27 protein-coding genes and 5 tRNA genes are annotated in these 25471 nt (G+C 38.0%); 7 read left to right on the forward strand and 25 right to left on the reverse strand.

Translation table 11 applies throughout. The annotated features are described in order from the left end of the window. Positions 1-31: 31 nt before the first annotated feature. The 22 genes from rpoB to ACKGJN_RS06695 all read right to left on the reverse strand — a co-directional run bounded on the left by rpoB (position 32) and on the right by ACKGJN_RS06695 (position 17951). Entirely contained in the window at positions 32-3844 is a 3813-nt protein-coding gene (gene rpoB, locus ACKGJN_RS06590) for a DNA-directed RNA polymerase subunit beta (protein ID WP_409538663.1), read from the reverse strand. A gap of 130 nt (positions 3845-3974) precedes the next feature. Beyond that, complete coding sequence (gene rplL / locus ACKGJN_RS06595; protein ID WP_409538664.1) at positions 3975-4349, reverse strand: 50S ribosomal protein L7/L12; 375 nt, start codon at positions 4347-4349, stop codon at positions 3975-3977. A 56-nt stretch (positions 4350-4405) separates the two neighbouring features. Next, the gene (gene rplJ, locus ACKGJN_RS06600) at positions 4406-4927 is read right to left on the reverse strand and encodes a 50S ribosomal protein L10 (RefSeq protein ID WP_409538665.1); all 522 of its coding nucleotides are present in this window, start codon (positions 4925-4927) and stop codon (positions 4406-4408) included. 11 nt (positions 4928-4938) lie between these two features. After that, positions 4939-5637 carry a 50S ribosomal protein L1 gene (gene rplA, locus ACKGJN_RS06605; RefSeq protein WP_409538666.1) on the reverse strand — a complete coding sequence of 233 codons (699 nt, stop codon included), beginning with the start codon at positions 5635-5637 and terminating at the stop codon, positions 4939-4941. Between the two features lie 19 nt (positions 5638-5656). Further along, a complete protein-coding gene (gene rplK / locus ACKGJN_RS06610; RefSeq protein WP_409538667.1) occupies positions 5657-6094 on the reverse strand; it encodes a 50S ribosomal protein L11 in 438 nt (145 codons plus the stop codon). A gap of 77 nt (positions 6095-6171) precedes the next feature. Further along, entirely contained in the window at positions 6172-6723 is a 552-nt protein-coding gene (nusG, locus tag ACKGJN_RS06615) for a transcription termination/antitermination protein NusG (RefSeq protein WP_409538668.1), read from the reverse strand. Between the two features lie 10 nt (positions 6724-6733). Then, on the reverse strand, positions 6734-6931 hold the full coding sequence (gene secE / locus ACKGJN_RS06620; protein WP_409538669.1) for a preprotein translocase subunit SecE: 198 nt from the start codon (positions 6929-6931) through the stop codon (positions 6734-6736). Between the two features lie 16 nt (positions 6932-6947). After that, a tRNA-Trp gene (locus ACKGJN_RS06625) sits at positions 6948-7020 on the reverse strand. A 58-nt stretch (positions 7021-7078) separates the two neighbouring features. Next, entirely contained in the window at positions 7079-8266 is a 1188-nt protein-coding gene (tuf, locus tag ACKGJN_RS06630) for an elongation factor Tu (RefSeq protein WP_409538670.1), read from the reverse strand. A 60-nt stretch (positions 8267-8326) separates the two neighbouring features. Then, positions 8327-8398, reverse strand: a tRNA-Thr gene (locus ACKGJN_RS06635). Positions 8399-8622: 224 nt separating this feature from the next. Then, a tRNA-Gly gene (locus ACKGJN_RS06640) sits at positions 8623-8698 on the reverse strand. 64 nt (positions 8699-8762) lie between these two features. After that, a tRNA-Tyr gene (locus ACKGJN_RS06645) sits at positions 8763-8847 on the reverse strand. Positions 8848-9078: 231 nt separating this feature from the next. Next, positions 9079-9152: transfer RNA gene (locus ACKGJN_RS06650), tRNA-Thr, on the reverse strand. A 94-nt stretch (positions 9153-9246) separates the two neighbouring features. Continuing rightward, positions 9247-9552, reverse strand: coding sequence for a ribosome hibernation-promoting factor, HPF/YfiA family (hpf, locus tag ACKGJN_RS06655; RefSeq protein WP_409538671.1), 306 nt, complete (start codon positions 9550-9552; stop codon positions 9247-9249). 33 nt (positions 9553-9585) lie between these two features. After that, on the reverse strand, positions 9586-10473 hold the full coding sequence (locus tag ACKGJN_RS06660; protein ID WP_409538672.1) for a tyrosine-type recombinase/integrase: 888 nt from the start codon (positions 10471-10473) through the stop codon (positions 9586-9588). Positions 10474-10656: 183 nt separating this feature from the next. Then, entirely contained in the window at positions 10657-10851 is a 195-nt protein-coding gene (gene rpsU, locus ACKGJN_RS06665; RefSeq protein ID WP_409538673.1) for a 30S ribosomal protein S21, read from the reverse strand. Between the two features lie 300 nt (positions 10852-11151). Then, positions 11152-12309, reverse strand: coding sequence for an acyl-CoA dehydrogenase family protein (locus ACKGJN_RS06670; protein ID WP_409538674.1), 1158 nt, complete (start codon positions 12307-12309; stop codon positions 11152-11154). A 154-nt stretch (positions 12310-12463) separates the two neighbouring features. Further along, a complete protein-coding gene (locus ACKGJN_RS06675; protein WP_409538675.1) occupies positions 12464-13342 on the reverse strand; it encodes a ComEA family DNA-binding protein in 879 nt (292 codons plus the stop codon). Between the two features lie 13 nt (positions 13343-13355). Further along, positions 13356-15434, reverse strand: a complete 2079-nt coding sequence (locus tag ACKGJN_RS06680) for an amino acid carrier protein (protein ID WP_409538676.1) — start codon at positions 15432-15434, stop codon at positions 13356-13358. A gap of 213 nt (positions 15435-15647) precedes the next feature. Next, complete coding sequence (locus ACKGJN_RS06685; RefSeq protein WP_409538677.1) at positions 15648-15878, reverse strand: PspC domain-containing protein; 231 nt, start codon at positions 15876-15878, stop codon at positions 15648-15650. 16 nt (positions 15879-15894) lie between these two features. Next, positions 15895-17178, reverse strand: a complete 1284-nt coding sequence (locus ACKGJN_RS06690) for a DUF2851 family protein (RefSeq protein WP_409538678.1) — start codon at positions 17176-17178, stop codon at positions 15895-15897. A gap of 80 nt (positions 17179-17258) precedes the next feature. Continuing rightward, a complete protein-coding gene (locus ACKGJN_RS06695) occupies positions 17259-17951 on the reverse strand; it encodes an SGNH/GDSL hydrolase family protein (protein ID WP_409538680.1) in 693 nt (230 codons plus the stop codon). A 78-nt stretch (positions 17952-18029) separates the two neighbouring features. Here ACKGJN_RS06695 and ACKGJN_RS06700 point away from each other — a divergent pair, with 78 nt between their 5' ends. From ACKGJN_RS06700 to ACKGJN_RS06710, 3 genes are all read left to right on the forward strand, one after another. Further along, positions 18030-18593 (forward strand): hypothetical protein, encoded by a 564-nt coding sequence (locus tag ACKGJN_RS06700; protein ID WP_409538681.1) that lies wholly within the window; start codon positions 18030-18032, stop codon positions 18591-18593. Between the two features lie 169 nt (positions 18594-18762). After that, positions 18763-18993: a hypothetical protein gene (locus ACKGJN_RS06705; protein ID WP_409538682.1), complete on the forward strand. Its 231-nt coding sequence runs from the start codon at positions 18763-18765 to the stop codon at positions 18991-18993. Between the two features lie 119 nt (positions 18994-19112). Further along, on the forward strand, positions 19113-19493 hold the full coding sequence (locus tag ACKGJN_RS06710) for a hypothetical protein (RefSeq protein WP_409538683.1): 381 nt from the start codon (positions 19113-19115) through the stop codon (positions 19491-19493). Positions 19494-19503: 10 nt separating this feature from the next. Here the strand turns inward: ACKGJN_RS06710 and ACKGJN_RS06715 are convergent, their stop codons facing one another. Both ACKGJN_RS06715 and ACKGJN_RS06720 read right to left on the reverse strand, forming a co-directional pair. Next, positions 19504-20484: a PLP-dependent cysteine synthase family protein gene (locus ACKGJN_RS06715; protein ID WP_409538684.1), complete on the reverse strand. Its 981-nt coding sequence runs from the start codon at positions 20482-20484 to the stop codon at positions 19504-19506. An 81-nt stretch (positions 20485-20565) separates the two neighbouring features. Beyond that, positions 20566-21801 (reverse strand): ABC transporter permease, encoded by a 1236-nt coding sequence (locus ACKGJN_RS06720; protein WP_409538855.1) that lies wholly within the window; start codon positions 21799-21801, stop codon positions 20566-20568. Positions 21802-21811: 10 nt separating this feature from the next. On the opposite strand from ACKGJN_RS06720, the gene ACKGJN_RS06725 reads away from it, so the two are divergent. Beyond that, on the forward strand, positions 21812-23077 hold the full coding sequence (locus tag ACKGJN_RS06725) for an exo-beta-N-acetylmuramidase NamZ family protein (RefSeq protein ID WP_409538685.1): 1266 nt from the start codon (positions 21812-21814) through the stop codon (positions 23075-23077). Positions 23078-23170: 93 nt separating this feature from the next. Further along, entirely contained in the window at positions 23171-23311 is a 141-nt protein-coding gene (locus ACKGJN_RS06730) for a PLDc N-terminal domain-containing protein (RefSeq protein ID WP_409538856.1), read from the forward strand. Between the two features lie 9 nt (positions 23312-23320). Here ACKGJN_RS06730 and ACKGJN_RS06735 read toward each other — a convergent pair whose 3' ends face one another. Beyond that, the gene (locus tag ACKGJN_RS06735; protein ID WP_409538686.1) at positions 23321-23815 is read right to left on the reverse strand and encodes a YkgJ family cysteine cluster protein; all 495 of its coding nucleotides are present in this window, start codon (positions 23813-23815) and stop codon (positions 23321-23323) included. Between the two features lie 11 nt (positions 23816-23826). On the opposite strand from ACKGJN_RS06735, the gene ACKGJN_RS06740 reads away from it, so the two are divergent. Both ACKGJN_RS06740 and ACKGJN_RS06745 read left to right on the forward strand, forming a co-directional pair. Beyond that, positions 23827-24564 carry a class I SAM-dependent methyltransferase gene (locus ACKGJN_RS06740; RefSeq protein WP_409538687.1) on the forward strand — a complete coding sequence of 246 codons (738 nt, stop codon included), beginning with the start codon at positions 23827-23829 and terminating at the stop codon, positions 24562-24564. A 73-nt stretch (positions 24565-24637) separates the two neighbouring features. Then, on the forward strand, positions 24638-25417 hold the full coding sequence (locus ACKGJN_RS06745) for a hypothetical protein (RefSeq protein WP_409538688.1): 780 nt from the start codon (positions 24638-24640) through the stop codon (positions 25415-25417). The last annotated feature ends 54 nt before the right edge of the window (positions 25418-25471 follow it).

Raw genomic sequence — 25471 nt, forward strand, 5'->3', positions numbered from 1 at the left:
CAAACGAGTGCCCAACTTTAATGGCAGTAATTTATTCTTCTAGTCTAATATCCAATCCTAAACCTTTCAGTTCGTGCATTAACACGTTGAAAGATTCCGGCAATCCCGGCTCTGGCATTGGTTCTCCTTTTACGATAGCTTCGTAAGTTTTTGCCCTACCAATAACGTCATCTGATTTTACGGTCAAGATCTCGCGCAAGGTTGCAGAAGCTCCATAAGCTTCCAGCGCCCAAACTTCCATTTCACCAAACCTTTGACCTCCAAATTGCGCTTTACCACCAAGTGGTTGCTGCGTAATTAGAGAGTATGGCCCGATAGAACGTGCGTGCATTTTGTCGTCAATCATATGTCCTAATTTCAACATATAGATCACCCCAACGGTTGCTGCCTGGTCAAACCTGTCTCCGGTACCACCATCATATAGGTGGGTGTGTCCAAAGCGCGGTACACCTGCTTCATCTGTAAGTTCATTGATTTGATCCAGTGTTGCTCCGTCAAAAATAGGTGTAGCATATTTTCTACCCATTTTTTGTCCGGCCCATCCTAATACAGTCTCATAAATTTGACCAATATTCATACGGGAAGGTACACCAAGCGGGTTAAGAACGATATCTACCGGAGTTCCATCTTCAAGGAACGGCATATCTTCCTGACGAACGATACGTGCAACAATACCTTTGTTCCCGTGACGTCCTGCCATTTTATCACCAACCTTTAGTTTTCTCTTTTTAGCTACATAAATCTTAGCCAATTTGATAATTCCTGCAGGCAATTCATCTCCTACAGAGATGGTGAATTTTTCTCTTCTTAAGTTCCCCTGAAGATCGTTTTCCTTAATTTTATAATTATGGATCAAATCTGCAACCAGTTTGTTCAGGTTGTCATCTGTAGTCCAGGTGCCCTGAGTAAGGTGAGCATAATCATCTACAGAATTCAACATCTTTAAAGTATATTTTTTACCTTTTGGTAAAACTTCTTCTCCAAGATCATTTTGAACTCCCTGAGCGGTTTTTCCACCAACAATAGCAAATAACTTATCTATTAAATTAGCTTTTAAAACAGCGAACTTTGCATCATATTTCTTTTCCAGAGCGGTTACATCTTCTTTATCCTGAACGCGTTTGCGTTTATCTTTTACGGCTCTTGCAAAAAGTTTTTTATTGATCACAACCCCTCTTAACGATGGATGTGCTTTTAAAGATGCATCTTTTACATCACCCGCTTTATCTCCAAAGATCGCTCTAAGTAGTTTTTCTTCAGGTGTTGGATCGCTTTCCCCTTTTGGAGTAATTTTTCCAATAAGGATATCACCGGGTTTTACTTCAGCACCAATTCTAATCATTCCGTTTTCATCAAGATCCTTGGTGGCCTCTTCAGAAACGTTTGGAATATCATTGGTTAATTCTTCATTACCTAATTTGGTATCACGAACTTCCAATGAATATTCATCAATATGAATAGATGTAAATACATCTTCTCTTACAACCCTTTCAGAAATCACGATAGCATCCTCAAAGTTATATCCTTTCCAGGGCATGAAGGCAACCTTCATGTTTCTACCAAGTGCAAGTTCCCCGGCCTCGGTTGCGTAACCCTGACAAAGCACCTGACCTTTGCCTACTCTATCACCTACACGCACAATTGGCTTAAGGTTGATAGAAGTTCCCTGATTGGTTTTTCTGAATTTAATCAAATTATAAGTTTTGGAATCAGTGTCAAAACTTACCATTCTCTCTTCTTCGGTACGATCGTACTTGATGGTAATTTTATCGGCATCTACATATTCAACCTCTCCGGCGCCTTCTGCATTGATCAATACACGGGAATCTGTAGCTACTTGTCTTTCCAATCCGGTTCCAACAATTGGAGATTCTGCTCTTAATAAAGGTACTGCCTGACGCATCATGTTTGATCCCATCAAAGCCCTGTTTGCATCATCATGTTCCAAAAACGGAATTAATGAAGCAGAAATTGAGGAAATCTGATTTGGTGCAACATCCACATAGTGAATCTCAATAGGATCTACTACCGGGAAATCACCTTCCATACGTGCAATTACCTTATCTGAATCTATCGTGCCATCCTCTTTTAAAGGAATGTTGGCCTGAGCGATTTTTTTGTCTTCCTCCTCTTCAGCACTTAAATAAATAGGCTGATCCTTGAAGTTGATTTTTCCTTCGGTAACAGTACGATATGGAGTCTCAAGGAATCCCATACTGTTCACTTTGGAATAAACAGCTAGAGAAGATATCAAACCAATGTTTGGACCTTCAGGAGTTTCAATTGGACAAAGCCTTCCATAGTGCGTATAGTGAACATCACGCACTTCAAATCCAGCGCGTTCTCTTGAGAGTCCACCTGGTCCTAATGCCGATAATCTACGCTTATGAGTGATCTCTGCCAATGGATTTGTTTGATCCATAAACTGAGATAACTGATTTGTTCCAAAGAAAGAATTGATCACTGAAGACAAGGTCTTCGCATTGATCAAATCTATAGGTGTAAACACCTCGTTATCCCGAACATTCATTCTTTCGCGAATGGTACGGGCCATACGGGCTAAACCAACTCCAAATTGCTGAGATAACTGCTCTCCTACTGTTCTAACACGACGGTTAGACAAGTGATCAATATCATCGATCTCTGCCTTTGAGTTTATCAACTCGATTAAATATTTTACAATGGTAATAATATCCTCACGGGTAAGCACCTGCTTATCCATTCCAATGTCAAGACCAAGTTTTTTATTCATTCTGTAACGACCTACTTCCCCAAGGCTGTAACGTTGGTCAGAAAAGAATAATTTATCTATAATTCCACGTGCGGTTTCTTCATCGGGCGGCTCCGCATTACGCAGCTGGCGATAAATATGCTCTACGGCCTCTTTCTCAGAATTCGTTGGATCTTTCTGCAACGTATTATGAATAATTGCATAGTCACCTGTAGAATTGTCTTCTTTGTGAAGAAGAATTGTTTTTGTTCCTGTTTCCAGAATTTCTTCTATGTGGTCTTTATCCAATTCTGTATCGCGATCTAAAACGATCTCGTTACGTTCAATGGAAACCACCTCGCCGGTATCTTCATCTACAAAATCCTCATACCAGGTATTTAATACCCTGGCTGCCAGTTTTCGGCCTAATACTTTTTTAAGTCCTGTTTTAGAAACTTTTACTTCTTCTGCAAGGTCAAAGATTTCAAGGATATCCTTATCTCTTTCAAAACCAATTGCACGGAAAAGCGTAGTTACAGGTAATTTTTTCTTTCTATCGATATACGCATACATCACGTTGTTTATATCGGTAGCGAATTCTATCCAGGAACCTTTAAAAGGAATTACTCTGGCAGAATATAATTTTGTTCCATTTGCATGGAAAGACTGTCCAAAGAAAACACCAGGAGAACGGTGTAACTGCGATACCACAACACGTTCTGCGCCGTTCACACAAAAAGTTCCGCTTGGAGTCATATAAGGAATAGTTCCCAAATAAACATCCTGTACGATGGTTTCAAAATCCTCATGTTCCGGATCTGTACAATAAAGCTTTAAACGGGCTTTAAGCGGTACGCTATAAGTTAATCCACGCTCGATACATTCCTGGATGGAATATCTTGGTGGGTCCACAAAGTAATCAAGAAATTCTAAAACGAATTGATTACGGGTGTCTGTAATGGGAAAGTTTTCCATGAAGGTATTATAGAGACCTTCATCTCCCCTTTCTTCTGATTTTGTTTCTAGTTGAAAGAAATCCTGAAATGACTTAATCTGGACATCCAAAAAGTCTGGATAATCAGGTTTGTTCTTTACAGAAGAGAAATTCAATCTTTCAGTTTGCGTTGCTAACATCAATGGACGGAATTATAATTTATATAAAAAGTGTGTGCGCTATAGGCTTTAAGCTTTATATACGCAAAAGGGTTTAGACCTTCAGGAGCGAATCCTGCGGTCTAAACCTAAATAAATATGCTTGTTAAGCTTATTTAAGCTCAACCTCGGCTCCTGCTTCTTCTAATTGTGCTTTTAATGCTTCAGCTTCATCTTTAGAAACTGCTTCTTTAACTGCTCTCGGTGCGTTGTCAACTAATTCCTTAGCATCTTTAAGACCTAATCCAGTTAATTCTTTTACCAATTTAACTACGGCTAGTTTAGCACCACCCGGAGCTTTAAGGATAACATCAAATTCGGTTTGCTCTTCAGCGGCTTCTTCACCACCACCTCCACCAGCAGCAACAGCTACAGCTGCAGCAGCAGGCTCGATGCCATACTCATCTTTTAATATCCCGGCTAACTCATTAACCTCTTTTACGGTTAAACTAACCAATTGTTCTGCGAAATCTTTCAAATCTGCCATTTTCTATCGTTTTAAAATGTTCTTTAATTTATATTTGTTAAAAAGTGCGTACGTGCTTATTCTTCCTTCTCAGAAAGAGTTTTAAGAATTCCGGCTAATTTACCGCCACTTGACTTAAGCGCTGAAATAACGTTTTTAGCAGGTGATTGCAATAATCCGATAATTTCTCCAACAAGCTCCTCTTTGGACTTGATATTGACCAGGGTATCTAGATAGTCATCTCCTACATAGATCGCTTCTGCAATAAAAGCTCCTTTAAGCAAGGGCTTATCAGATTTTTTTCTGAATTCTTTGATGATTTTGGCTGGAGCGTTTCCAACTTCCGACATCATAATAGATGTATTGCCTTTCAAAACATCAGGAAGTTCTCCAAATTCTTTATCGGAAGCTTCCATAGCTTTTGCAAGCAATGTATTTTTAACTACTGCTAGTTTTACGTTTGCCTTAAAACAGGCTCTGCGTAAATTTGAAGTACTCAAGGCGTTTAAACCTGAAATATCTGCAAGGTAAATAATAGAATTATTTGATAACTGCGCAGTTAAATCTTCAATTACTAATGATTTTTCTTCTCTTGTCATAATCTATAATATTATTGCTCAGTGAACCTTTTAGTGTCAATTTCAACACTAGGACTCATTGTAGAAGAGATATGTATACTCTTAATATAAATACCTTTTGAAGTCGTAGGTTTTAATTTTACCAAAGTGGTTAATAATTCCCTTGCGTTTCCAGCAATTTTCTCAGCATCAAAAGATGCTTTTCCTATTCCTGCGTGCACAATTCCTGTTTTATCAACTTTAAAGTCAATTTTACCGGCTTTCACATCAGATACTGCTTTGGCAACATCCATAGTTACAGTTCCGGTTTTAGGATTAGGCATCAAACCTCGCGGCCCTAATATTCTACCTAAAGGCCCTAATTTACCCATTACACTAGGCATAGTGATAATTACATCAACATCTGTCCAACCACCTTTTATTTTATCAAGGTATTCATCAAGACCAATATAATCTGCACCCGCTTGTTTAGCTTCTTCCTCTTTATCCGGAGTTACCAAAGCAAGCACTTTAACGTCTTTACCAGTACCATGAGGAAGGGTTACAACACCTCTTACCATTTGGTTGGCTTTACGTGGATCTACATTCAAGCGAACTGCCAAATCTACAGAGGCATCAAAATTTTCACTTGCAACTTCTTTTATTAAAGCAGAGGCTTCAGTTACCGAATACATTTTACCGTTTTCGATCTTTGACTGAGCTTCCTTTTGCTTTTTAGTTACTTTTGCCATTTTTAAATTCTATTTTGGATTAAAACGGCGCTTGCCCTTTAACAGTTACACCCATTGAGCGAGCTGTTCCCGCAACCATTTTCATAGCCGATTCTAATGTAAATGCATTTAAATCCTGCATTTTATCCTCAGCAATTGCTCTTACCGTATCCCAGGATACACTCGCAATCTTTTTACGATTAGGTTCTCCAGATCCTTTCTTAACCTTTGTTGCTTCTAATAACTGAACAGCGGCCGGTGGAGTTTTAATAACGAAATCAAAAGACTTATCTTTAAAGACAGTAATTTGAACCGGTAAAACTTTACCAGGTTTATCCTGAGTTCTGGCATTAAATTGCTTACAGAACTCCATTATATTTACTCCGGCAGCACCTAAAGCAGGTCCAACTGGTGGTGATGGGTTAGCAGCACCTCCACGAACTTGTAGCTTAACAACTTTACTTATTTCTTTTGCCATTTTTATAATTTTTAAGTGATAGTTTTACGAGTGGAAGCTTTAAAAACTATCAAAAATATATGTAACAATATTTACTATTAAACTTTTTCAACTTGCATATAACTCAATTCCAATGGTGTTTTTCTTCCGAATATTTTCACCATTACCTCAAGCTTGCGTTTCTCTTCATTTATTTTCTCAACTGTACCATTAAATCCATTAAAAGGACCATCAATTACTTTGATGGTTTCCCCAATGGTAAAAGGAATAGCAACATTATCTGCCTTAACCGATAATTCATCAACCTTACCAAGCATACGATTAACTTCTGATCTCCTTAACGGAACCGGCTCACCACCTTTGGTTTCACCAAGAAATCCTATAACTCCATTTATAGTTTTGATCATGTGAGGTACTTCCCCTCCCAAATTGGCCAAAACCATAATATAACCAGGAAAATAAACACGCTCCTTGGTAATTTTTTTTCCATTTCTAACCTGGACCACCTTTTCTGTAGGAACCAGAACTTCACCAACATAATCTTCCATTCCCTGATGGGAAACCTCACGCTCAATATATTCCTTAACCTTATTTTCCTGACCACTTACGGCACGAACAACATACCATTTTTTATCCTTTACCTCTGCCATAGCCATTTATTTAAGATTTGATCCATTCAAAATATTGCTCTATCAAAGAGCTAAATACTGTGTCCACACCCCAAATAGCTAAGGAGAATATAATTGAAAAAACGGCTACAACAATTGTTAGCCTTTGAGCCTCTGGCCATGTGGTCCAGGTAACGTGATTTCTTAATTCGCTATAAGACTCTGAAATATAATTAACGATTCCTGCCATTGTATTTTACTATTTGCACGGGTTGAGAGACTCGAACTCCCGACACCTGGTTTTGGAGACCAGTGCTCTACCAACTGAGCTAAACCCGTAAATATAAATTAAGGCATCCCACCTCTGGCAGGATACCTTAATTTCATATAAATTTAATTAGTCTAAAATCTCAGTTACCTGACCAGCACCTACTGTTCTACCACCCTCACGAATAGCAAAACGCAAACCAACAGTCATTGCAATTGTTTGTAACAACTCAACATGAATAGTTAAGTTATCTCCTGGCATAACCATTTCAACACCTTCTGGCAAAGTAATAGTTCCAGTTACATCAGTTGTACGTACGTAAAACTGTGGACGGTAATTGTTATGGAATGGAGTATGACGTCCACCTTCTTCTTTCTTAAGAACGTAAACTTCAGCTTTGAATTTTTTATGAGGCTTCACAGAACCTGGCTTACAAATAACCATACCACGGGAGATTTGAGTTTTCTCAATACCTCTTAATAGGATACCTACGTTATCTCCAGCTTCACCCCTGTTAAGGATCTTACGGAACATCTCAACTCCAGTTACAACAGAAGTCACTTTTTCAGCTCCCATCCCAATGATCTCTACAGGATCTCCAGTATTTGCAATACCAGTTTCAATACGACCGGTAGCAACAGTACCACGACCAGTAATAGAGAATACATCCTCTATAGGCAACAAAAATGGCTTATCAACATCACGTTCCGGTAATTCAATCCAGGAATCAACTGCTTCCATTAGATCCAAAACAGTTTTAGACCATTTTTCATCACCTTCAAGTGCTCCAAGAGCCGATCCTGAAATTACAGGTCCATTATCACCATCATATTCGTAGAAAGAAAGCAAATCTCTTACTTCCATCTCAACCAATTCCAAAAGTTCATCATCATCAACCAAGTCGACTTTATTCAAGAAAACTACGATTCTTGGAATACCAACCTGACGACCTAAAAGTATATGCTCACGAGTTTGTGGCATAGGACCATCGGTAGCAGCCACCACAAGGATAGCTCCATCCATTTGAGCAGCACCGGTAACCATGTTCTTCACATAATCCGCGTGACCAGGACAGTCAACGTGTGCATAGTGACGGTTAGCCGTTGCATATTCAACGTGCGATGAGTTAATTGTTATACCTCTTTCTTTTTCCTCGGGAGCATTATCGATTTGATCAAAAGCACTCGCTTCTGAATAACCAGCATCAGCCATTACTTTAGTAATAGCTGCAGTTAATGTTGTTTTCCCGTGATCTACGTGTCCAATCGTTCCAATATTTAGGTGCGGTTTGGAACGATCATAAGTTGCCTTTGCCATAATTAATAATTATTTAATCTTAGTTATATATTAGTGTTCAATTTAATGCAAAATTATAAGAGCCAACGACGAGAATTGAACTCGTGACCTCTTCCTTACCAAGGAAACGCTCTACCCCTGAGCTACGTCGGCAAAAAAGACTATCCCCACTAAGTCACACTTATGGAGATAATTTAAACAGCTGCTCTAAAAAACGCTGTTATAATTTAAACGAGCGATCTAACCTCTGGGGTGATGATCTGCTCAAAAGAATAAAACTTACGCATTATTCTTCTTTAGAATAGGAGTTCACGCCTCGGGCCTAAAAACCTTCTTTTAGAGCGAAAGATCACGCCTCGGGCGCGACGACTTTCTCCTGGAGCGAAAGACCGGGTTCGAACCGGCGACATTCAGCTTGGAAGGCTGACGCTCTACCAACTGAGCTACTTTCGCGTTTAATTCAAGATTTCGAATTCAATATTCAAAATTAATTTTGAATTCTGAATTTTGAATCTATTGGTGGGGAGAGCAGGATTCGAACCTGCGAAGACGTAGTCAGCAGATTTACAGTCTGCCCTCGTTGGCCGCTTGAGTATCTCCCCAAATAAAACTTCAATATTTCACAGAACCATTTTGCACTCTGGCTTGTTTTTTTCGAGGGGCAAATTTAATTATAAATTTCACCATTAACAAAGCTTTTCATTCAAAACTTTAAAGTCGATCAGGAAACTCCCTTCAACTTTGCTCAGGATGAACTTTTTATCCTTTTTTTATATAATGTTAAATTAATCTCAACACTACAAAACCTAAGCGGTATTCTTTCAAAATTTCAGAGCCGATGGAGGGACTCGAACCCACGACCTGCTGATTACAAATCAGCTGCTCTAGCCAGCTGAGCTACATCGGCCTTTACTACTTTTTTAGCATAAAAAAGTCCGCTATTTCTAACGGACTGCAAATGTATACATTTAATTCATTTCACAAAACAATTCTGTAAAAAATTATGATACTTTGGCGCTCATTTTTTCCTTTTTCTTTTTCAATTGCCTCGTCAAAGTACCAACGCACTCATCTACACACTCTTCAAATTTCCGACAGGTTTTTTTAACTATCACATCCCCACCCGGTATACTCAATAAAATTTCGGTGACTTTATTCTCCTTTATACTTGTATTCTGAACTTTCAGAAAAACATCAGCATAAATAATTTTGTCGTAGTAATGCTCCAACTTATCCAATCTGCCCTGGACGAAATCGATTAATTTTTGATCTGCGTTAAAGTTTACTGATTGCACATTTACTTTCATCTCCTAAAAATTTAATTAAACATTAATTTAAAATCACTTTTTATTTTGGCGGGGGTGGGCTTTTTCATAAACCTTACTTAATTCTGTAATACTATTATGAGTATAAACCTGTGTTGCCGCCAAACTGGAATGACCTAACAACTCCTTTACTGCGTTTAAATTTGCACCCTGTCCTAAAAGATGTGTGGCAAATGAATGCCTTAAAATGTGAGGACTTTTTTTTACCTTTTTGGATGCAAGACTAAAGTAATTATTAATAATCCTATAAACAAGATTTTCATATAATTTAACGCCGCGTTCTGTTATAAATAAATTAGGAGCTCCTTCCTTCACCAATTCCTCCCGGTATTTAAGGTAAACCCCAAGAAGCGAAACTATTTCCGGAAGAAGCGGCACAAACCTTTCCTTGTTTCGTTTCCCAAGAACTTTCAGCACATTATTCTTCAGGTCCAGATCCCGGACAGTAATTCCAATAAGTTCAGCCCTACGTATTCCTGTGGAGTAAAGCAATACTATAACAGAGAGGTCCCTTGAATTTTTGAAGCTGTTGGGGGAAATGGAGTTGATTACCTGCCCTACTTCATTTTCAGAAAAAGGGATCTGTATATTTTTTTTGATCTTTAAGGATTTATGTGTTGCAAGAGGAGTTGCCTCTATTTGACCTGTACGCAGAAGAAATTTATAATACGCTTTTAACGAGGAGATCTTACGGTTAACACTACGGTTGGTTAAACCCAAATTAACCAGGGCTATGATCCAATTCCTGATTTGATTGTAGTGAATGTTTTTGAGATCTTCCTCCTTAAACTCTTCCTTTATGAAGATTTCAAAGGTGCCAAGATCTGCTTCATACGCTTTCACCGTATTTGGTGAATATTTTTTTTCAAGTAACAGGTAATCCAAAAATTGATTGATGGGCATAAAAAAACTGTTGGTAAACAAAGTTATAAAACTTTGACTTACCAACAGTGGTTTATTTAAATACCCTTGAAGCAGGGCTTCTTATTCTTAGTAATAAAACTTGCGAAATAAAGAAAACTTAAAATCTGTAATAACTTTTTGATCTACCTAAAATGGTTCGATAAAAAAATTTAAACAGTAAATCTAAATTTCCTCCTGGTCTCTTAAATTCTGAATATATTCAGCTTTTTGGACCTGAGCCCTACGTACAACAGACGGTTTTGCGAATGCTTGCCTGCTTCTCAGCTGGCGCATTGTTCCGGTTCTATCAAATTTTCTTTTAAAACGCTTCAGCGCTCTGTCGATATTTTCTCCGTCTTTAACTGGTATAATTAACATAGTGTCACCTCCTTTCATTAAAATTAAGGTGCAAATATAATTCAATTGAAGGAACCTGCAACCTTTATTTAATTATTATTATTTATTTTATTTTTTTGATATTCAGAACTGTTGTAACTATCTGAAAATCTTCTTGTAATCCTTCTTATCGATTATCATTTTAGCGATAGAAAATTAAATTTTCACTAAATCCCGATTTAAAATCATTTCGCGGCCTGCTTATATTCCTTTTTATCGATCACCATTTTAGTGGTAAAAAATAGAATTTTCGCTAAAATCCTGATCTCAATTTATCTTACTCTATCTTGCCTTCTTGTATTCCTTTTTATCGATCACCATTTTAGCGATAATCTCCCTTAGGATTTCCGAAGTTCCACCGCCAATGGGGCCCAATCTGCTATCCCGAAGCATTCTCGCCATTGGATAGTCTTCAATATACCCATAACCGCCTAAGAACTGAAGACAATTATAAATCACCTCATCTGCGATCTTGGTAGATAAAAGCTTAGACATACTGGCTTCTTTCACCACGTAAACCCCATCGATCATTCTTTTAACTATTGAATAATTGAATTCTTTACACATTTCAACTTCACTGGCCATTTCTGCAACAGAATGCCGTAGCGCCTGGAATTGATCTATCGTCTTCCCAAAAGCCACGCGTTCCCCCATATAATTAATAGCATAATCCAGTGCGAATTCTGCGCGGGCATGTGCATTTATACCCATGATGAGTCGCTCCAGTGCGAAATGCTGCATGATATAGTTAAACCCAAGATTTTCCTCTCCCATCAGGTTTTCTGCGGGGATCTCAACATTATCAAAAGCGATTTCAGCTGTATCTGAAGCTCTCCAGCCTAATTTATTCAATTTTGTTGCAGAAATTCCCGGAGTATCCCGGTCGACAACAAAAATACTCATTCCTTTTCCTCCTTTTTCAGGAGCTGTTTTGGCCGCAACTATTAAATAATCTGAATAAATTCCGTTGGTGATAAAGGTCTTGGATCCATTAAGAATATAGACATCTCCTTTTTTAACAGCGGTACTTCGCATCCCTGCAACATCCGATCCTCCAAAAGGCTCCGTAATACAAAGACATCCTATTTTATCACCGGCAATACTTGGAGCCAGATATTTTTCTTTAACCCTGTCATCTCCTTCCTTCAGCAAATGTGTCATTGCCAGGTAGGCATGAGCCCACATAGCTGCCGCAAATCCACCGGAATTAATCTTTTGTAATTCCTCTAAAAATATTGTGGTATAAAAAAGGTCCAGATCCAGTCCTCCGTATTGCTCCGGATAATTCAAACCGAAGTATCCCATATCTCCGAATTTTTTCCAGATAAAACGCTCTATAGTTCCTGTTTCCTCCCATTTTTCAATATGAGGAACAACTTCCTTCTGCAAAAATTCCTGGAAGCTTTTTCTGAAAAGTTCATGCTCTTCTGTAAAATACATATTCTTTAAAATTTAATACTTAATACAAGACTGGTTTTTAAATAAAGACAAGTGAATCCTGCCCGGAAGACTCCTGTTCCATAAAAAAGATCAGGATTTTTAGAATGATTTAGCCAGGATTAATTTAGCTTTTAACCAGCCAATTTAAAAATCTTTATTTTACGGACAAATATAATGCAATTCGGTCTATTTTTTCTGAAGGAAAGTCCTTAATTTTTGCCAATTCTTCAAAATTATAGATTTTTTCGTTCAACAATCTATAATTAATTATTTCCCTGGCTAATTCATATCCAATATATGGAACAGCTGCTAGCTCAAGAACGGTCGCTTCATTAATATCATAAACGGTATGAGAAGGAATTGTAAGAACCGTAAACTGACTTTGGAGTTCCGCCCGAACTTCATAATTAAGCCCGTAGATATCTTTAAGCTGAATATCATCCAGAAAACCGCCAATTTTATTCCTGTAATTAATAATCCTTCCAGCCAACACCTCTCCAACTCCATAAATACCGGTTAAATCTTTGAGGGTAGCCAGATTGATATCCTTTTTGTTCTTAGGGTGGATTTTATCCGGGGCAGGTTTTCTTTCTGAAGATGAGGATTTTTCTAAAGTTACCCAATCCGGGAATTTGAAATAGGGTGAGATTTCATTGAGAAGAGAATCGGAAATACCTGTTACCTTCTGAAAGTCTTCAGCAGAATTCACCCACTTCTCCTCTGCCCTGAAAAAATGTAGCTTATCGATCTCCTCAGGAGTCATTCCCAGGGTATATCCTTTATAATCTGTAATAAAATTCGGGTTAAAAGGAAAGATTTCGGCTACAAAATTTTGTTCTTCAGAAGCTTTAATAGAATCGATTGTTTTCTGAAACCCAGAAAGCTCTTTCTCATGGGTCATAGATCTCTTTTCCGTGGGAGTAAAATCTACAAAGAAATAAACCAACTGAAGGATTATAATGATGAGCACAAATAAAAAAATCCCATTTCGCTCACTTCTTGTGAAAACAAAATGGGATTTTAAATTTCTCATCAGTTCTAATTCATTAAGAGGCCTTAGCTTTTTCCGGGGATTTATAGAGTTCGCCGGCTTTAAGCTTCTTAACGTAATCACGAAGATCTTTCTTCACTTCTCCGGACATTATATATAAACCAATAATGTTAGGAAAAGACATCGCCAGGATCATCATATCTGAAAAATCCAGTACAGCACCAAGGCTTACTGAGGCTCCTACAACTACAAACACAAGGAACAATACTTTATAAACAATTTCACTTTTTATGCTTTTCCCAAACAGGTATGTCCAGGCCCGCATTCCGTAATAAGACCAGGAAATCATGGTAGAGAATGCAAATAAGAATACTGCAGCTGCCAGAACATACGGGAACCAGGAGATTACGCTTCCAAAAGCATCTGATGTTAACTGCGCTCCGGCTATTCCCACCACTTCATGTTTTCCTGTAAAGATCAACACCAAAGCAGTAAGCGTACAAACCACAACGGTATCTATAAAAGGTTCCAAAAGAGCCACAAAACCTTCAGAGGGTGGATGGTTCGTTTTTGCCGCACTATGCGCAATCGCTGCCGATCCTACTCCTGCTTCATTCGAGAATGCCGCACGCTGGAAACCTACGATCAATACCCCAATAATTCCACCTTTTAAGGCACTTGGACTAAAAGCTCCATCTATTATTGCAGTAAATGCAGGCCCAATATTCTCTATGTTTATTCCAATTACGGTTAAACATCCAAGGATATAAACTCCGGCCATTACAGGCACAATTTTCCCTGTAACCTTTGCAATACTGCTAATTCCTCCAATGATAACAACTCCAACCAATAAAGCTGTTACTACACCAAACCAGAAGCCATTTCCTACTAGGAACGGAAACATACCTTCAAGTTGTTCAAAAGATTGGTTTGCCTGGAACATATTTCCACCTCCAAAAGAAGCTCCAATTGCCAGAACCGCAAACATAGCGGCAAGCACTTTTCCAAGGCCTTTTTTATTGCGTTTTTCAAGTCCGTATCTTAAATAATTCATCGGACCACCAAAAACACGACCTTCACTATTAATAAATCTATATTTTACACCAAGGGTACATTCCACAAATTTTGAAGACATCCCCAACAATCCGGCAAGGATCATCCAGAAGGTAGCTCCTGCACCTCCCAGTGAAATAGCCACAGCAACCCCTGCTATATTCCCTAAACCTACAGTTCCGGAAACAGCCGTTGCCAATGCCTGAAAATGCGTAACCTGTCCGGGTGCATTAGGATCATCATATTTACCCCTGGCAAGATCCAGGGAATGCCTGAATCCTTTAATGTTGATAAAGCCCATTCTTAGGGTGAAAAATAAAGCTCCAAACAATAACCAAACTACAATAAAAGGAATATTCTTAGTTACTGGGTCCCCGTTAGGATGAAGCAAAGGGATGTCCTCCTCGTATTCTATTTGAGCAAGATTATGAGCTCCTTGTTCTATAACGTGTTTTTTATTTTCAGAATTGTATATCACCTTTCCTTCATCAACCAAATAACGGAGTGTTCCTGCGGCATTTGCCACCACGGTAATATCCTCTCCTTTATCTGAAGATACTATTGCTATTTCCTCCCCTTCATCTACAGAGGTACCTTCAGGCTTCAACCATTGTTTCAAAATAAACCTGTCTTCAACAGAAGCTGTCCAGCCGGTGACCGGAACATTTTTAAGATCTGCATAACTAACGGGATCATAAATCCCAATTGCAGAAAACAAATCCCAGAAAAGAACCTTTTCAATACTGGCCACAAGCGGAATGAAAGTACCGTTAAAATGTTCAGTAATGGCTTCGGCTTTAATGGTATAGGATCTTGTAATGGATGTACCGGCAGCATCAGAAATAATTACCGTATTGGCAATACCTTCTGCTAATCCTTCAGATCGTTGGGAAGATAATGGCGTATCTTGGTTATCCCACTTATAGGTATAAGGCGGAGTACCCCCGGTAACCTCTAGATCTATAAAACCGTCATTAATTAATTTGGATGGATTTCCAACTTTTGCCTCTACCTCAAGTTCCTGAGCAAATAAGGAAAACATGGAAAAGAATAAAAGCGATGAAAGTAAGTACTTTCTCATAAAGATTTATTAATTGTTAATTAAGGTTGTTTTTACAGCGTAGCAAGTTGCTAAAAAAATAGCCTTTTTCAAATTTTTACAAGTTAAAATGTAAATGATTTGTTAATTTAAATAATAACTCAGATTCTGATTCACAAATAACTTTCAGATAAATCACAGTGAATCCAACAACAATTGAAATGCAATTAATTGAAATACAGAATCATAACACACTTACAAGTCAAAAACCGAAGTTCGCTTTGTATAGATGAGATCCTTTATTTTTAACCAGAAAGCCAGGGTCAAATAGATGGCAAATCCAAATCCCATTGTGGCAAATGATAAGTAGATGAAGAATAAACGTATGCTTTTGGCTCTAATACCAATCTTATCTGCCAACCTGGAAGACACATAGAAGCCATTTCGTTCAAAATAATGACGGATAGAATAAATAAATTTAAGCATAGCACAAATATAAGAATTACCTAAAGCCCTGAATTAATTTTATTCCTAAATTACAATCCAAACATAGATTTTTATCACAATATTGAGATTTTAAATGAAGTAATGCCTGGGACTGCAACGCATTTATGGAAGTGTTCTCTCTTAATTTATTAAATTTTGCTGTTATCCCGTTCTTTTCTGAAATTATCTCTTCCATTAATTCCAGTACATCCTCACTCGCTCCTGCTCCTGTTTTTTTTGAATAACAAAATTTTAAAGGAATCAAGGTATTTATAATCAATAGATCCCTAAAAAATTTTGTGAGGAATTTTCTCTTTGAAGGGTGGGGTTTATCAAAGGAATAATGGGTTTTCCAATAATCAGAAGTTTCTATTTCAAAGATTTCATAGAGTTGATATTTGTCTTTTGCTGATATTATCTTTGAAAAAAGATGCGGCACCTTATGATATAAACCAGCCAGCTGTGAGAGCCTGATATTGGGAAAATTATCGGGTCTTAATCTGAAAAATTTTACCCTTTCCACATACTCATTTTCCAAACTATATTTATGTTTAAGAAATTCATACTCTTTCTTAAATTTGCGGTATTGAATATCCTCTATGCGTTCTTCCAGTAAGCCAGACTGTCCTAAAAAAAGCGCTTCCAATGCAAGTTGGGAATTCTGGTTTTTCTGAATAATTTTAAAATCAATGCTTTGTGCCATATTTAAAAAAGCCCCGCCATTAACATTAAGGCCAAAGTTTCTTGCAAGCAATTTAAACAATACTTCTTCCCAGTTATTTCCCGAATTCCTCAAGAGTTCCAGGATGATTTCCGATTTATCCTGCAGGCGTTCAAAGTACATTCGCTCCAGCCAGTTGTTCATTTCAAAACCATCAAATTTATGAAAATCCCTTTCACAGTTAATCCATTTATCGTTGGGGGCAATTAATAATTTCCTGTAATTTTGAAGTGTGTTTTCCGGGATCAAATCCTGCAATTCCAGCGTTGGAATAGGGGAATTATCTTTTCTGAATATTTCCACATCATCCTTCCAAACCACGTGAAGTATAACATTGTCATAATTAGGATCGGTTTCGTGATTATGAACATACCAATCTGAAGATTTTAAATGAATCTCTACATTTCCTGCCCACAACTGCCCCCCAATATCCATCTTTGCATTAAAAAAATCGGGGCCGGAATTAAGATTTGGAGTTCCGGTACTTATGATGGTTACCGGCAAATTGGAAACTGTTTTGGCACTGCCAAAATCAAATTTCTTAAAGCGCCAGATATAATGTAGAAAATCTTCCTGCATTAACTAAAAATAAACCTTTTTAGTTAATAAACTGACTAATAATTTATTACGATTTAAAAATCCCCTGAAAAATTCCGGTTTTACTTTTCTGGAAGTTGCTTCGCTACATCCTCAATTATCAAATCTACCCAATACCTGTACATAAGTCCGCTGGGATGAAGGCTATCCCCTGCGGTTAGTTCAGGATTGTTTTTAGCTTCCCTGGAGATAGGAGTAATATTATAAAAAGCTACATTATAAGCTTCGGCAACTTTTCTAAAAACAGCATTAAAAGCATTGATTTCCCTACCTATAACCTCCGAGTTTTCTTCCCCGAAAGGTGTGGCTCCATAATCTGGGATACTCACTGCAAAAACCCCTTTTTCACGGGTTCGGGAATGATTGATCGCTTTTCTGAAAAGTTCATTTAATTCGGCTTCATATTCTGAAATACTTTTGCTCTGATATTGGTTATTTACTCCTATTAAAATTGAAACAAGATCAAAGTCCTGCTGCACATTGAGATTGGTTTCCATGGCATCCAAAAGATTCCCGGTGGTCCAGCCTGTTTTTGCTATTATTTTTGGTGCCGCCATTTTATAGCCAAGTGCTCGCAGCATTTCAGCAAGCTGGACCGGCCAACGTTGTTCTACAGGTAAACTTTCACCTATGGTATAGGAATCCCCTAAAGCGAGATAGCTGAAATCTGCATCATTGGAATTAACTATTTCTGAAGTGGAATTGCATCCCGTTAAAGTTCCAATAAGGATTAATAGAAATAGTAATTTTTTCATAAAAATGACTTTTGTTTTCAAATTAACGTATTTTAGTCCATCTGAAAACAATTTTACAATAATCTTAGAAATACCACCATGAAAAAAATTCTTTTAACAGTTCTTATTCTCTCCGGAACTATGGTCTTTTCCCAGGAAAAATCGGGAGCAGCCCAATTCTGGGAAAACCTTAGATCTCACTGCGATAAAGCTTATGAAGGCAAATTAGCAGCACATATAAAAAATGATGATTTCAGCGGAAAAACTTTAACGATGTATGTTCGTTCCTGTGAAGATGGCCGTATTACCATTCCATTTTATGTGGGAGATGACAAATCCAGAACCTGGGTACTCACTTATGAAGACGACAGGATAAAACTTAAACATGATCACCGTCACGAAGATGGAAGTGAAGATAAAATCACACAATATGGGGGTACAGGTACAAATTCGGGATTGGATACCATCCAGTTTTTCCCGGCCGATCAGGAAACTGCAGATTTGATTCCGTATGCTTCTACAAATGTTTGGTGGATAACCCTGGATGAAAAAAGCTTCACCTACAACCTTAAACGATTAGGTTCTCCAAATCCTGAGTTCAATGTGACTTTTGATCTCACAAAACCAGTGGAAGCTCCGGGAGCTCAATGGGGCTGGGAGTAATCACGCCCAATTTGGACGTACTCCCAGCTTTCCTATTAAAACCGAAGATACTTAGACATTTCCTTGCAGGATTTTTTGTTAAAGTATTTTTTATAGGGAATAGGAAGCTTTTTAGTTATATTATTCCTTTAATAAGAAATATTACAAATTTGTCGCCGGAACCAAAAACATGAAACCCGAAGAAGATGCTCATGCAAACAAAGAAAATCAGGATTCCATTCCTTATAAAAAGAAAAGGAATCGAAAAACCGACCCTCTTAACATAGGCTTTAAAACCCCTTTAAAAGACCATAAAAATCCCATAATAAGGGGGTTTGCCAGGACAGGTTATACAATTTGGATCGTGGTAATGGTTGTGGGAATAATTCTGGCATTTGTCGTTGCAATTTTCCTGGTATGACATGAGCATAACGGAAATTGGATAAAAACACCAATGAACCCGCCTGCAATCGGGCAGGGATATGCGAATTACTCCCGATAGCTATCCGGGAGACCAATGAAAAGCAATAAAAAACACAAATGAAACCTGTGAATGTCTTCTTTTTTAATGCGGTCTTTATCTTCCTAAGTATAAGTATTCTTGCGGCCAAAGTTAATCTGCCAAACTGGATCACTTCCTACGTAAATGATTTCCTTTGTATGCCGGTGGTTCTTACCGTATGTTTGAAAACCGTGCAATACATAAAAAAGGATAATGCTGTCCTGCTTCCTTTATTGCCAATACTTACCCTAACTTCCTTTTATTCAATCTTTTTTGAGTGGTATATGCCACAGGTTGAGACGCGGTATACTGCAGACTGGGTAGATGTTATTATGTATTTTTCCGGAGCTTTGTTATTCTATTCGTTACAATTTATTTCTACAAAAAAAAAGCGCCCAAACCGGACGCTTCAATATTAATTTACAAAGCTTAATCTAAATATCCCATTTTTTGCATCCACTCATCGTTGTAGATTTTACCTACGTACCTACTGCCGTGATCATGAAATAAGATCACTACAACATCATCCTTCGTGAAATGCTCCTTTAATTGCAGTAAACCCTTAATTGCGGCTCCTGCGCTGTTTCCAAGAAACATACCTTCCTCCTGGGCAAGACGTCGCGTATAAACTGCAGCATCTTTATCGGTTACTTTTGTAAACCCATCTATGATATCAAAATCCACATTTTTCGGTAAAATATCCTCCCCAATTCCCTCGGTTACATAGGGATAGATTTCATTCTTATCAAAAATGCCCGTTTCGTGATATTTCTTAAATACAGATCCATAGGTATCGATACCCCATACTTTAATATTCGGGTTCTGTTCCTTCAAATATTTTCCAACTCCAGAAATAGTTCCTCCAGTTCCTACTCCAACCACAAAGTGAGTAACTTTACCATCGGTTTGTTTCCATATCTCCGGGCCAGTGCTTTCATAATGGGCTTTCGTATTGGACAAATTGTCGTATTGGTTCACATACCAGGAATTTGGTGTTTCCTCAGCCAGTCTTTTTGAGGTAGAATAATAAGACCTTGGATCTTCCGGAGGAACATCTGTTGGGCATACCACCACTTCACTCCCCACCGCACGAAGAATATCCATTTTCTCCTTGCTTTGCTTATCGCTAAGAACACACACCATTTTATAGCCTTTTATAATTGCTACAAGGGCAAGTCCCATCCCTGTATTTCCGGACGTGCCTTCTATAATGGTTCCTCCCGGCTTTAAACGGCCATCCGCCTCGGCTTCCTCTATCATTTTCACCGCCATTCTATCTTTTACAGAATTTCCGGGATTGAAAGTTTCATATTTAGCAAGCACCAGGGCATCTATGTCCTCGGTTAATTTATTCATCTTAACCATAGGGGTGTTCCCAATAGTACCTAATATATTTTCAGCGTAATCCATAGTTTAATTTTGAAAGGGCAAAGGTAATCCTATCTTAAAACCTTTCCAAGGAAATGAAAGAATAGCGTGAAATGAGAATTTCTAATCAAATTTCATCGCCTTCACGGGAGAAATTTTGGTGATCACAATAGAAGGGATCAACAGCATTAAAAGACATAAAATTAAGGTCCCCAGGTTGACGCCTACAATATATTCCCATCCTATATAGACCGGAACTTCAGTGACGTAATAAGTTTCCGGATTCAATGGAAAAAGTTTAAAATATTTCTGAATAAAAAGCATTCCCAGACCTATCAAATTTCCCCAGAATAACCCTAATCCTATTAAATACGCAGCATTATAAAGAAAGATCTTCCGAATGCTCCAATTTCCATTTCCCAAAGCTTTCAATATCCCAATCATTTGGGTTCGCTCCAGAATAAGCACCAATAGGGCTGTTATCATATTAATTCCTGCCACCAGGATCATTATCCCAATTATGAGCGCAATGTTAAAATCGAACAGCGAGAGCCATTCAAAAATGGAATAATACTTTTGTTTGATTGTTTGGGTATCGAGCAGGGAGCCGGTATTCTCATACACCTCTCCTCCCTTTTCGTCAATTTTATCAAAGTTATCTATAAAAACCTCAAACCCGCCAACCTGATCTTTTTCCCAGTTATTGAGCCGCTGAATATGACGTATATCTGCAAGTATGTACAATTCGTCAAATTCCTGAAATCCGGAACTGTAAATCCCCTTCACTTCAAAAGCCCTCAGCAACGGAGGCCTGTTCGCATCTTCCCTGAGGAAATATGTGATCACTTTATCCCCAATTTTAAATCCCATTCTCCGGGCTAAGTAGTCTGAAATAAGGATGTCTTCATTTAAATTCTGGCTAAAATCCGAAAGTTCACCTTCCACCATGAAATCCTCAAAATTCTCCCATTTATAATCTGCTCCTACCCCTTTTACGATAATTCCTTCAAAATCGGTTTCGGTTCTAATAATCCCTGCTTTTGAAGCAACTGCCTGCACATGGGTTATCCCCTCCACACTTTTAAATTCCGGATAAAAATCCTGGTTCAGGGAAACCGGCATCAGGGAAACCTGGGAACTGTTATTATCGTAATTTGAAATGATAATATGGCCATTAAAAGCGGCGATTTTCTCCTGTATCTTCATCTGTAAACCCATTCCCGTGGCAAAGGAAACCAACATCATGATCACCCCAATGGCAATGGCAGCGATCGCGATTTTTATTATCGGAGCCGAAATGCTACTTTTATACTTTTTAGTGCTGATAAGCCTTTTGGCTATAAAAAACTCAAAATTCAATACGATCTCAATGATTAATAGATTATTCAAAAATACATTTTTATTCGTTCTTATCACGATTGTTTCCTGCGGAAGGAGCACAGGCCAGAACGAAATTTCAAATCAGAAACCGCAAATAAGTACCCAATCTGATTCGATTTCTTCTGAAGTTCCCAAAAGAATACTGATAGGTGCCGAAAGAATTGAGGAATATTTACCCTTGCTGAAGAATAAGAGAATAGGAATCATAGGAAACCAAACTTCAGTGATCTTAAACTCCACCGATTCTTCTTCCGAAGAAAAAAAACACACACATCTGGTTGATTCCTTACTGGCACTGGAGGTTGATATTGTTCGGGTTTTTGCTCCTGAACATGGTTTTCGCGGAACCGCAGATGCCGGGGAAACCGTGAAAGATGGAAAAGATCCTCAAACCGGCTTACCTATTATTTCTCTTTATGGAGATAATAAAAAACCCAAACCGGAACAACTGAAAGATATTGATATCTTGGTTTTTGATCTTCAGGATGTGGGAGCGCGCTTTTACACCTATATTTCCTCTTTACATTATGTTATGGAAGCCAGTGCCGAAAACAAAATTCCGCTCATCGTTTTGGACAGGCCAAATCCAAACGGACATTATGTAGATGGGCCGGTTTTAAATCCCAAACATCAAAGTTTTGTAGGAATGCATCCTGTTCCTGTGGTGCACGGCATGACAATGGGGGAATATGCGCGAATGATCAACGGAGAAAAATGGCTAAAAAGCGGAATGCAATGTGATCTGGAGGTGATTAAATTGACGAATTACGATCATAAGACATCCTACAGTCTTCCGGTAAAACCATCTCCAAATTTACCAAACGATCAGGCCATCAACTTATATCCAAGCTTATGTTTCTTTGAAGGAACCAATGTAAATGCAGGACGGGGAACAAAAACCCAGTTTCAGGTTTTTGGATCTCCTTTTTTGAATAAAGCTGTTTTTGATTATACTTATACTCCACAATCCATGGAAGGTGCTAAAAATCCGAAGCATCTGGGAAAACTATGTTATGGAAGATATCTTAAAAACTACCCTAAAACAGACAGAATTAATTTATCCTGGCTAATCGAGGCATATAACAACACATCAGATAAATCTCAGTTCTTTAACTCATTTTTCACCAAACTTGCAGGCGAAACAGTCCTACAAAAACAAATTGAAAACGGACTTTCAGAAGAAGAAATAAGGGAAAGCTGGCAAAAAAATTTAGAAAAATTTAAAACAGTTCGTGCAGAATATTTACTATATTAATGGTAGAAATATTTAAACGGATTTCCAATGTTACTGGCTGCATCAAATTATTTATTGCAAAGTTTTTATCTGGCACTGCTCATATTGCCTGTTATGGCAATAATTCATATGCTCCAGTATGAATTTAATCCCCGGAACAAACTCATCTGGATCCTGATAATTATTTTCTTACCCTTCTTTGGTTCAATTCTATATTTTATTTTAAACAAAAGGTACCGAAGAGAAAATCCATAGACGGCTTGTCTAAACCTTTATCCGCTTTTTCATAGCCTCAACAATATTTAAAGCTGCCGGACATATAAAAGTGTTTTCTATTGTTAATTTGGAGATTTTATGAAAGTCTTTACGATCTGTATGCGGGTATTCGCGGCAGGCTTTAGGGCGTACCTTATAGATGGAACAATAATTATCGACTCCAAGGAACGTACAGGGAACGCTTTGCAACACAAAATCATTATCTTCATCCACCCGAAGGTAGGTTTCAATAAACTGAACAGGTTTTAATTTAAAATATTTGGAGATCCTTTCAATATCCTTGTTGGTAAAAAGCGGCCCCGTGGTTTTACAACAATTTGCACATTCCAAACAATTGGTTCTGGCAAACTCTTCTTCGTGGAAATCCATCATTTGGGTATCTAAATGTTTCGGCGGCTTTTTATGCAGTTTCGCGAAGAATTTTTTATTTTCCTTATGCTTATCTTTGGCCTTTTCAGGGAGATTTTTCAAGATTTCTTCCATAGTGCAAATATATGAAGAAGCAGGACAGCCACAAGGAAGATATTGATGTGTTCGGGAAAGCGATCACGGAATTTTACCATCGAAAAGACGAAACCCCGATAATCGTCCATTCCCCCGATTTTGATGATGATGAAATCCCTGTACCTTATCTTTTCCGAAGTTTTAAGGAAATGCCTCCTTTGGAAAAGGAAGCCCTGAAAAACTGTACCGGAAAGGTGCTGGACGCCGGCTGCGGTGCAGGAAGCCATTCGCACTACCTTCAAAAGGAAAGAAATTTGAATGTAACCGCCATAGACACTTCAAAAGGAGCTGTTGAAATATGTGAATTACGGGGGATTAAAGATGTGAGGAATATTGATTACTTCCAGTTGAAGGATGAAAAATTCGACACTATTTTGTTGTTGATGAATGGTACCGGAATTATTGGTAAACTTAGCAATCTGGATGACTTTTTTCAGCAAACTAAAAAGCTTTTAAATAAAGGCGGAAAGGTTTTGATCGATTCTTCAGATCTCAGTTATCTTTTCGATAAAGATGAAGATGGAGGAATTTGGATTGATTTGGAAGCTCCTTATTATGGTGAGTTGCAATTCAGCATAAGTTACAAAGGAGAAACCTCAACAGAATTTAACTGGTTATATCTTGATTTTGACACCCTTGAACTGGCAGCTGCAAAAAACGGCTTTACCTGTAAAATGTTGAAAAAAGGAGAACATTACGATTATCTGGCAGAATTATCTCCAAATTAGATTCTAAAATTCACAACATAATCATCATTAAAGTAAAATTTATTAGTTTTAGACCTTGGTAAAACCCTCATTGATGAACTTTCAAAAAACCCTGTCCATTTGCCTTCTTGTTTTAGTATTCCTTGGATGTTCTAAAGATGATTCTTCTTTTGATGAAAGAAATTCCGGAATCGACAAAAGCGCAAATTTAAAGACTCTTGGAGCCTCGGCCAACGAACTTCTTAGCGACGAAAAATTTACATCCATCCGTATTGAAATGGTGTATGTTCCCGGATTTGAGCCATCCCAAATAACCCTGGATAATCTCATCGATTTTTTAAAGGAAAGAACTTTCAAGCCAGATGGAGTTTCCATTACAACCAGAGCTGTTGCAACTTCCGGAAAAGCTCCTTTTAACATCGACGAAATTGTAGAAATTGAGGCAGACGAACGCCTGCTTTTTAATGCAGGAGATGAAATTACCGTCTACATCTATTTCGCCGATGGAAGTCATGAAGATGACAACAATACTAAGGTGATCTTAGGATCTGCATACAGGAATACTTCAATGGTAATCTATGGAAAAACCCTTCGTGCCATCGCAAGCAGGACAAATGCTCCAGATAAAAGCATGGTGGAAAGCACTGTTGTAAATCACGAGTTTGGTCATCTTTTTGGTTTGGTAGACGTTGGCTCACCAATGCAGGTAAATCATCAGGATAACGAAAGCGCAGCTCATTGTAATGTGGATGACTGCCTGATGTTGGCAAATGTTTCTTTTGGAAGCGGGATTTTAGATATGACCGATCATAATGAAATACCCCAACTTGAAGATCTTTGTATTCGTGATCTGCAGGCCAATGGAGGGAGATAAAAAAGAGGGTTTCTAAAAGTATAATTTCGTCAAGCTGAACTGGTATCAGCTTCT

Source organism: Gillisia xinjiangensis, from assembly GCF_046298265.1.
Taxonomy (GTDB): domain Bacteria; phylum Bacteroidota; class Bacteroidia; order Flavobacteriales; family Flavobacteriaceae; genus Gillisia; species Gillisia xinjiangensis.

What these genes read in the sequence shown, in the direction of transcription:
- rpoB (WP_409538663.1), bottom strand. Translation starts at nt 3,844, where the DNA reads ATGTTAGCAACGCAAACTGAAAGATTGAATTTCTCTTCTGTAAAGAAC.
- rplL (WP_409538664.1), bottom strand. Translation starts at nt 4,349, where the DNA reads ATGGCAGATTTGAAAGATTTCGCAGAACAATTGGTTAGTTTAACCGTA.
- rplJ (WP_409538665.1), bottom strand. Translation starts at nt 4,927, where the DNA reads ATGACAAGAGAAGAAAAATCATTAGTAATTGAAGATTTAACTGCGCAG.
- rplA (WP_409538666.1), bottom strand. Translation starts at nt 5,637, where the DNA reads ATGGCAAAAGTAACTAAAAAGCAAAAGGAAGCTCAGTCAAAGATCGAA.
- rplK (WP_409538667.1), bottom strand. Translation starts at nt 6,094, where the DNA reads ATGGCAAAAGAAATAAGTAAAGTTGTTAAGCTACAAGTTCGTGGAGGT.
- nusG (WP_409538668.1), bottom strand. Translation starts at nt 6,723, where the DNA reads ATGGCAGAGGTAAAGGATAAAAAATGGTATGTTGTTCGTGCCGTAAGT.
- secE (WP_409538669.1), bottom strand. Translation starts at nt 6,931, where the DNA reads ATGGCAGGAATCGTTAATTATATTTCAGAGTCTTATAGCGAATTAAGA.
- tuf (WP_409538670.1), bottom strand. Translation starts at nt 8,266, where the DNA reads ATGGCAAAGGCAACTTATGATCGTTCCAAACCGCACCTAAATATTGGA.
- hpf (WP_409538671.1), bottom strand. Translation starts at nt 9,552, where the DNA reads ATGAAAGTAAATGTGCAATCAGTAAACTTTAACGCAGATCAAAAATTA.
- ACKGJN_RS06660 (WP_409538672.1), bottom strand. Translation starts at nt 10,473, where the DNA reads ATGCCCATCAATCAATTTTTGGATTACCTGTTACTTGAAAAAAAATAT.
- rpsU (WP_409538673.1), bottom strand. Translation starts at nt 10,851, where the DNA reads ATGTTAATTATACCAGTTAAAGACGGAGAAAATATCGACAGAGCGCTG.
- ACKGJN_RS06670 (WP_409538674.1), bottom strand. Translation starts at nt 12,309, where the DNA reads ATGTATTTTACAGAAGAGCATGAACTTTTCAGAAAAAGCTTCCAGGAA.
- ACKGJN_RS06675 (WP_409538675.1), bottom strand. Translation starts at nt 13,342, where the DNA reads ATGAGAAATTTAAAATCCCATTTTGTTTTCACAAGAAGTGAGCGAAAT.
- ACKGJN_RS06680 (WP_409538676.1), bottom strand. Translation starts at nt 15,434, where the DNA reads ATGAGAAAGTACTTACTTTCATCGCTTTTATTCTTTTCCATGTTTTCC.
- ACKGJN_RS06685 (WP_409538677.1), bottom strand. Translation starts at nt 15,878, where the DNA reads ATGCTTAAATTTATTTATTCTATCCGTCATTATTTTGAACGAAATGGC.
- ACKGJN_RS06690 (WP_409538678.1), bottom strand. Translation starts at nt 17,178, where the DNA reads ATGCAGGAAGATTTTCTACATTATATCTGGCGCTTTAAGAAATTTGAT.
- ACKGJN_RS06695 (WP_409538680.1), bottom strand. Translation starts at nt 17,951, where the DNA reads ATGAAAAAATTACTATTTCTATTAATCCTTATTGGAACTTTAACGGGA.
- ACKGJN_RS06700 (WP_409538681.1), top strand. Translation starts at nt 18,030, where the DNA reads ATGAAAAAAATTCTTTTAACAGTTCTTATTCTCTCCGGAACTATGGTC.
- ACKGJN_RS06705 (WP_409538682.1), top strand. Translation starts at nt 18,763, where the DNA reads ATGAAACCCGAAGAAGATGCTCATGCAAACAAAGAAAATCAGGATTCC.
- ACKGJN_RS06710 (WP_409538683.1), top strand. Translation starts at nt 19,113, where the DNA reads ATGAAACCTGTGAATGTCTTCTTTTTTAATGCGGTCTTTATCTTCCTA.
- ACKGJN_RS06715 (WP_409538684.1), bottom strand. Translation starts at nt 20,484, where the DNA reads ATGGATTACGCTGAAAATATATTAGGTACTATTGGGAACACCCCTATG.
- ACKGJN_RS06725 (WP_409538685.1), top strand. Translation starts at nt 21,812, where the DNA reads ATGATTAATAGATTATTCAAAAATACATTTTTATTCGTTCTTATCACG.
- ACKGJN_RS06730 (WP_409538856.1), top strand. Translation starts at nt 23,171, where the DNA reads ATGGCAATAATTCATATGCTCCAGTATGAATTTAATCCCCGGAACAAA.
- ACKGJN_RS06735 (WP_409538686.1), bottom strand. Translation starts at nt 23,815, where the DNA reads ATGGAAGAAATCTTGAAAAATCTCCCTGAAAAGGCCAAAGATAAGCAT.
- ACKGJN_RS06740 (WP_409538687.1), top strand. Translation starts at nt 23,827, where the DNA reads ATGAAGAAGCAGGACAGCCACAAGGAAGATATTGATGTGTTCGGGAAA.
- ACKGJN_RS06745 (WP_409538688.1), top strand. Translation starts at nt 24,638, where the DNA reads ATGAACTTTCAAAAAACCCTGTCCATTTGCCTTCTTGTTTTAGTATTC.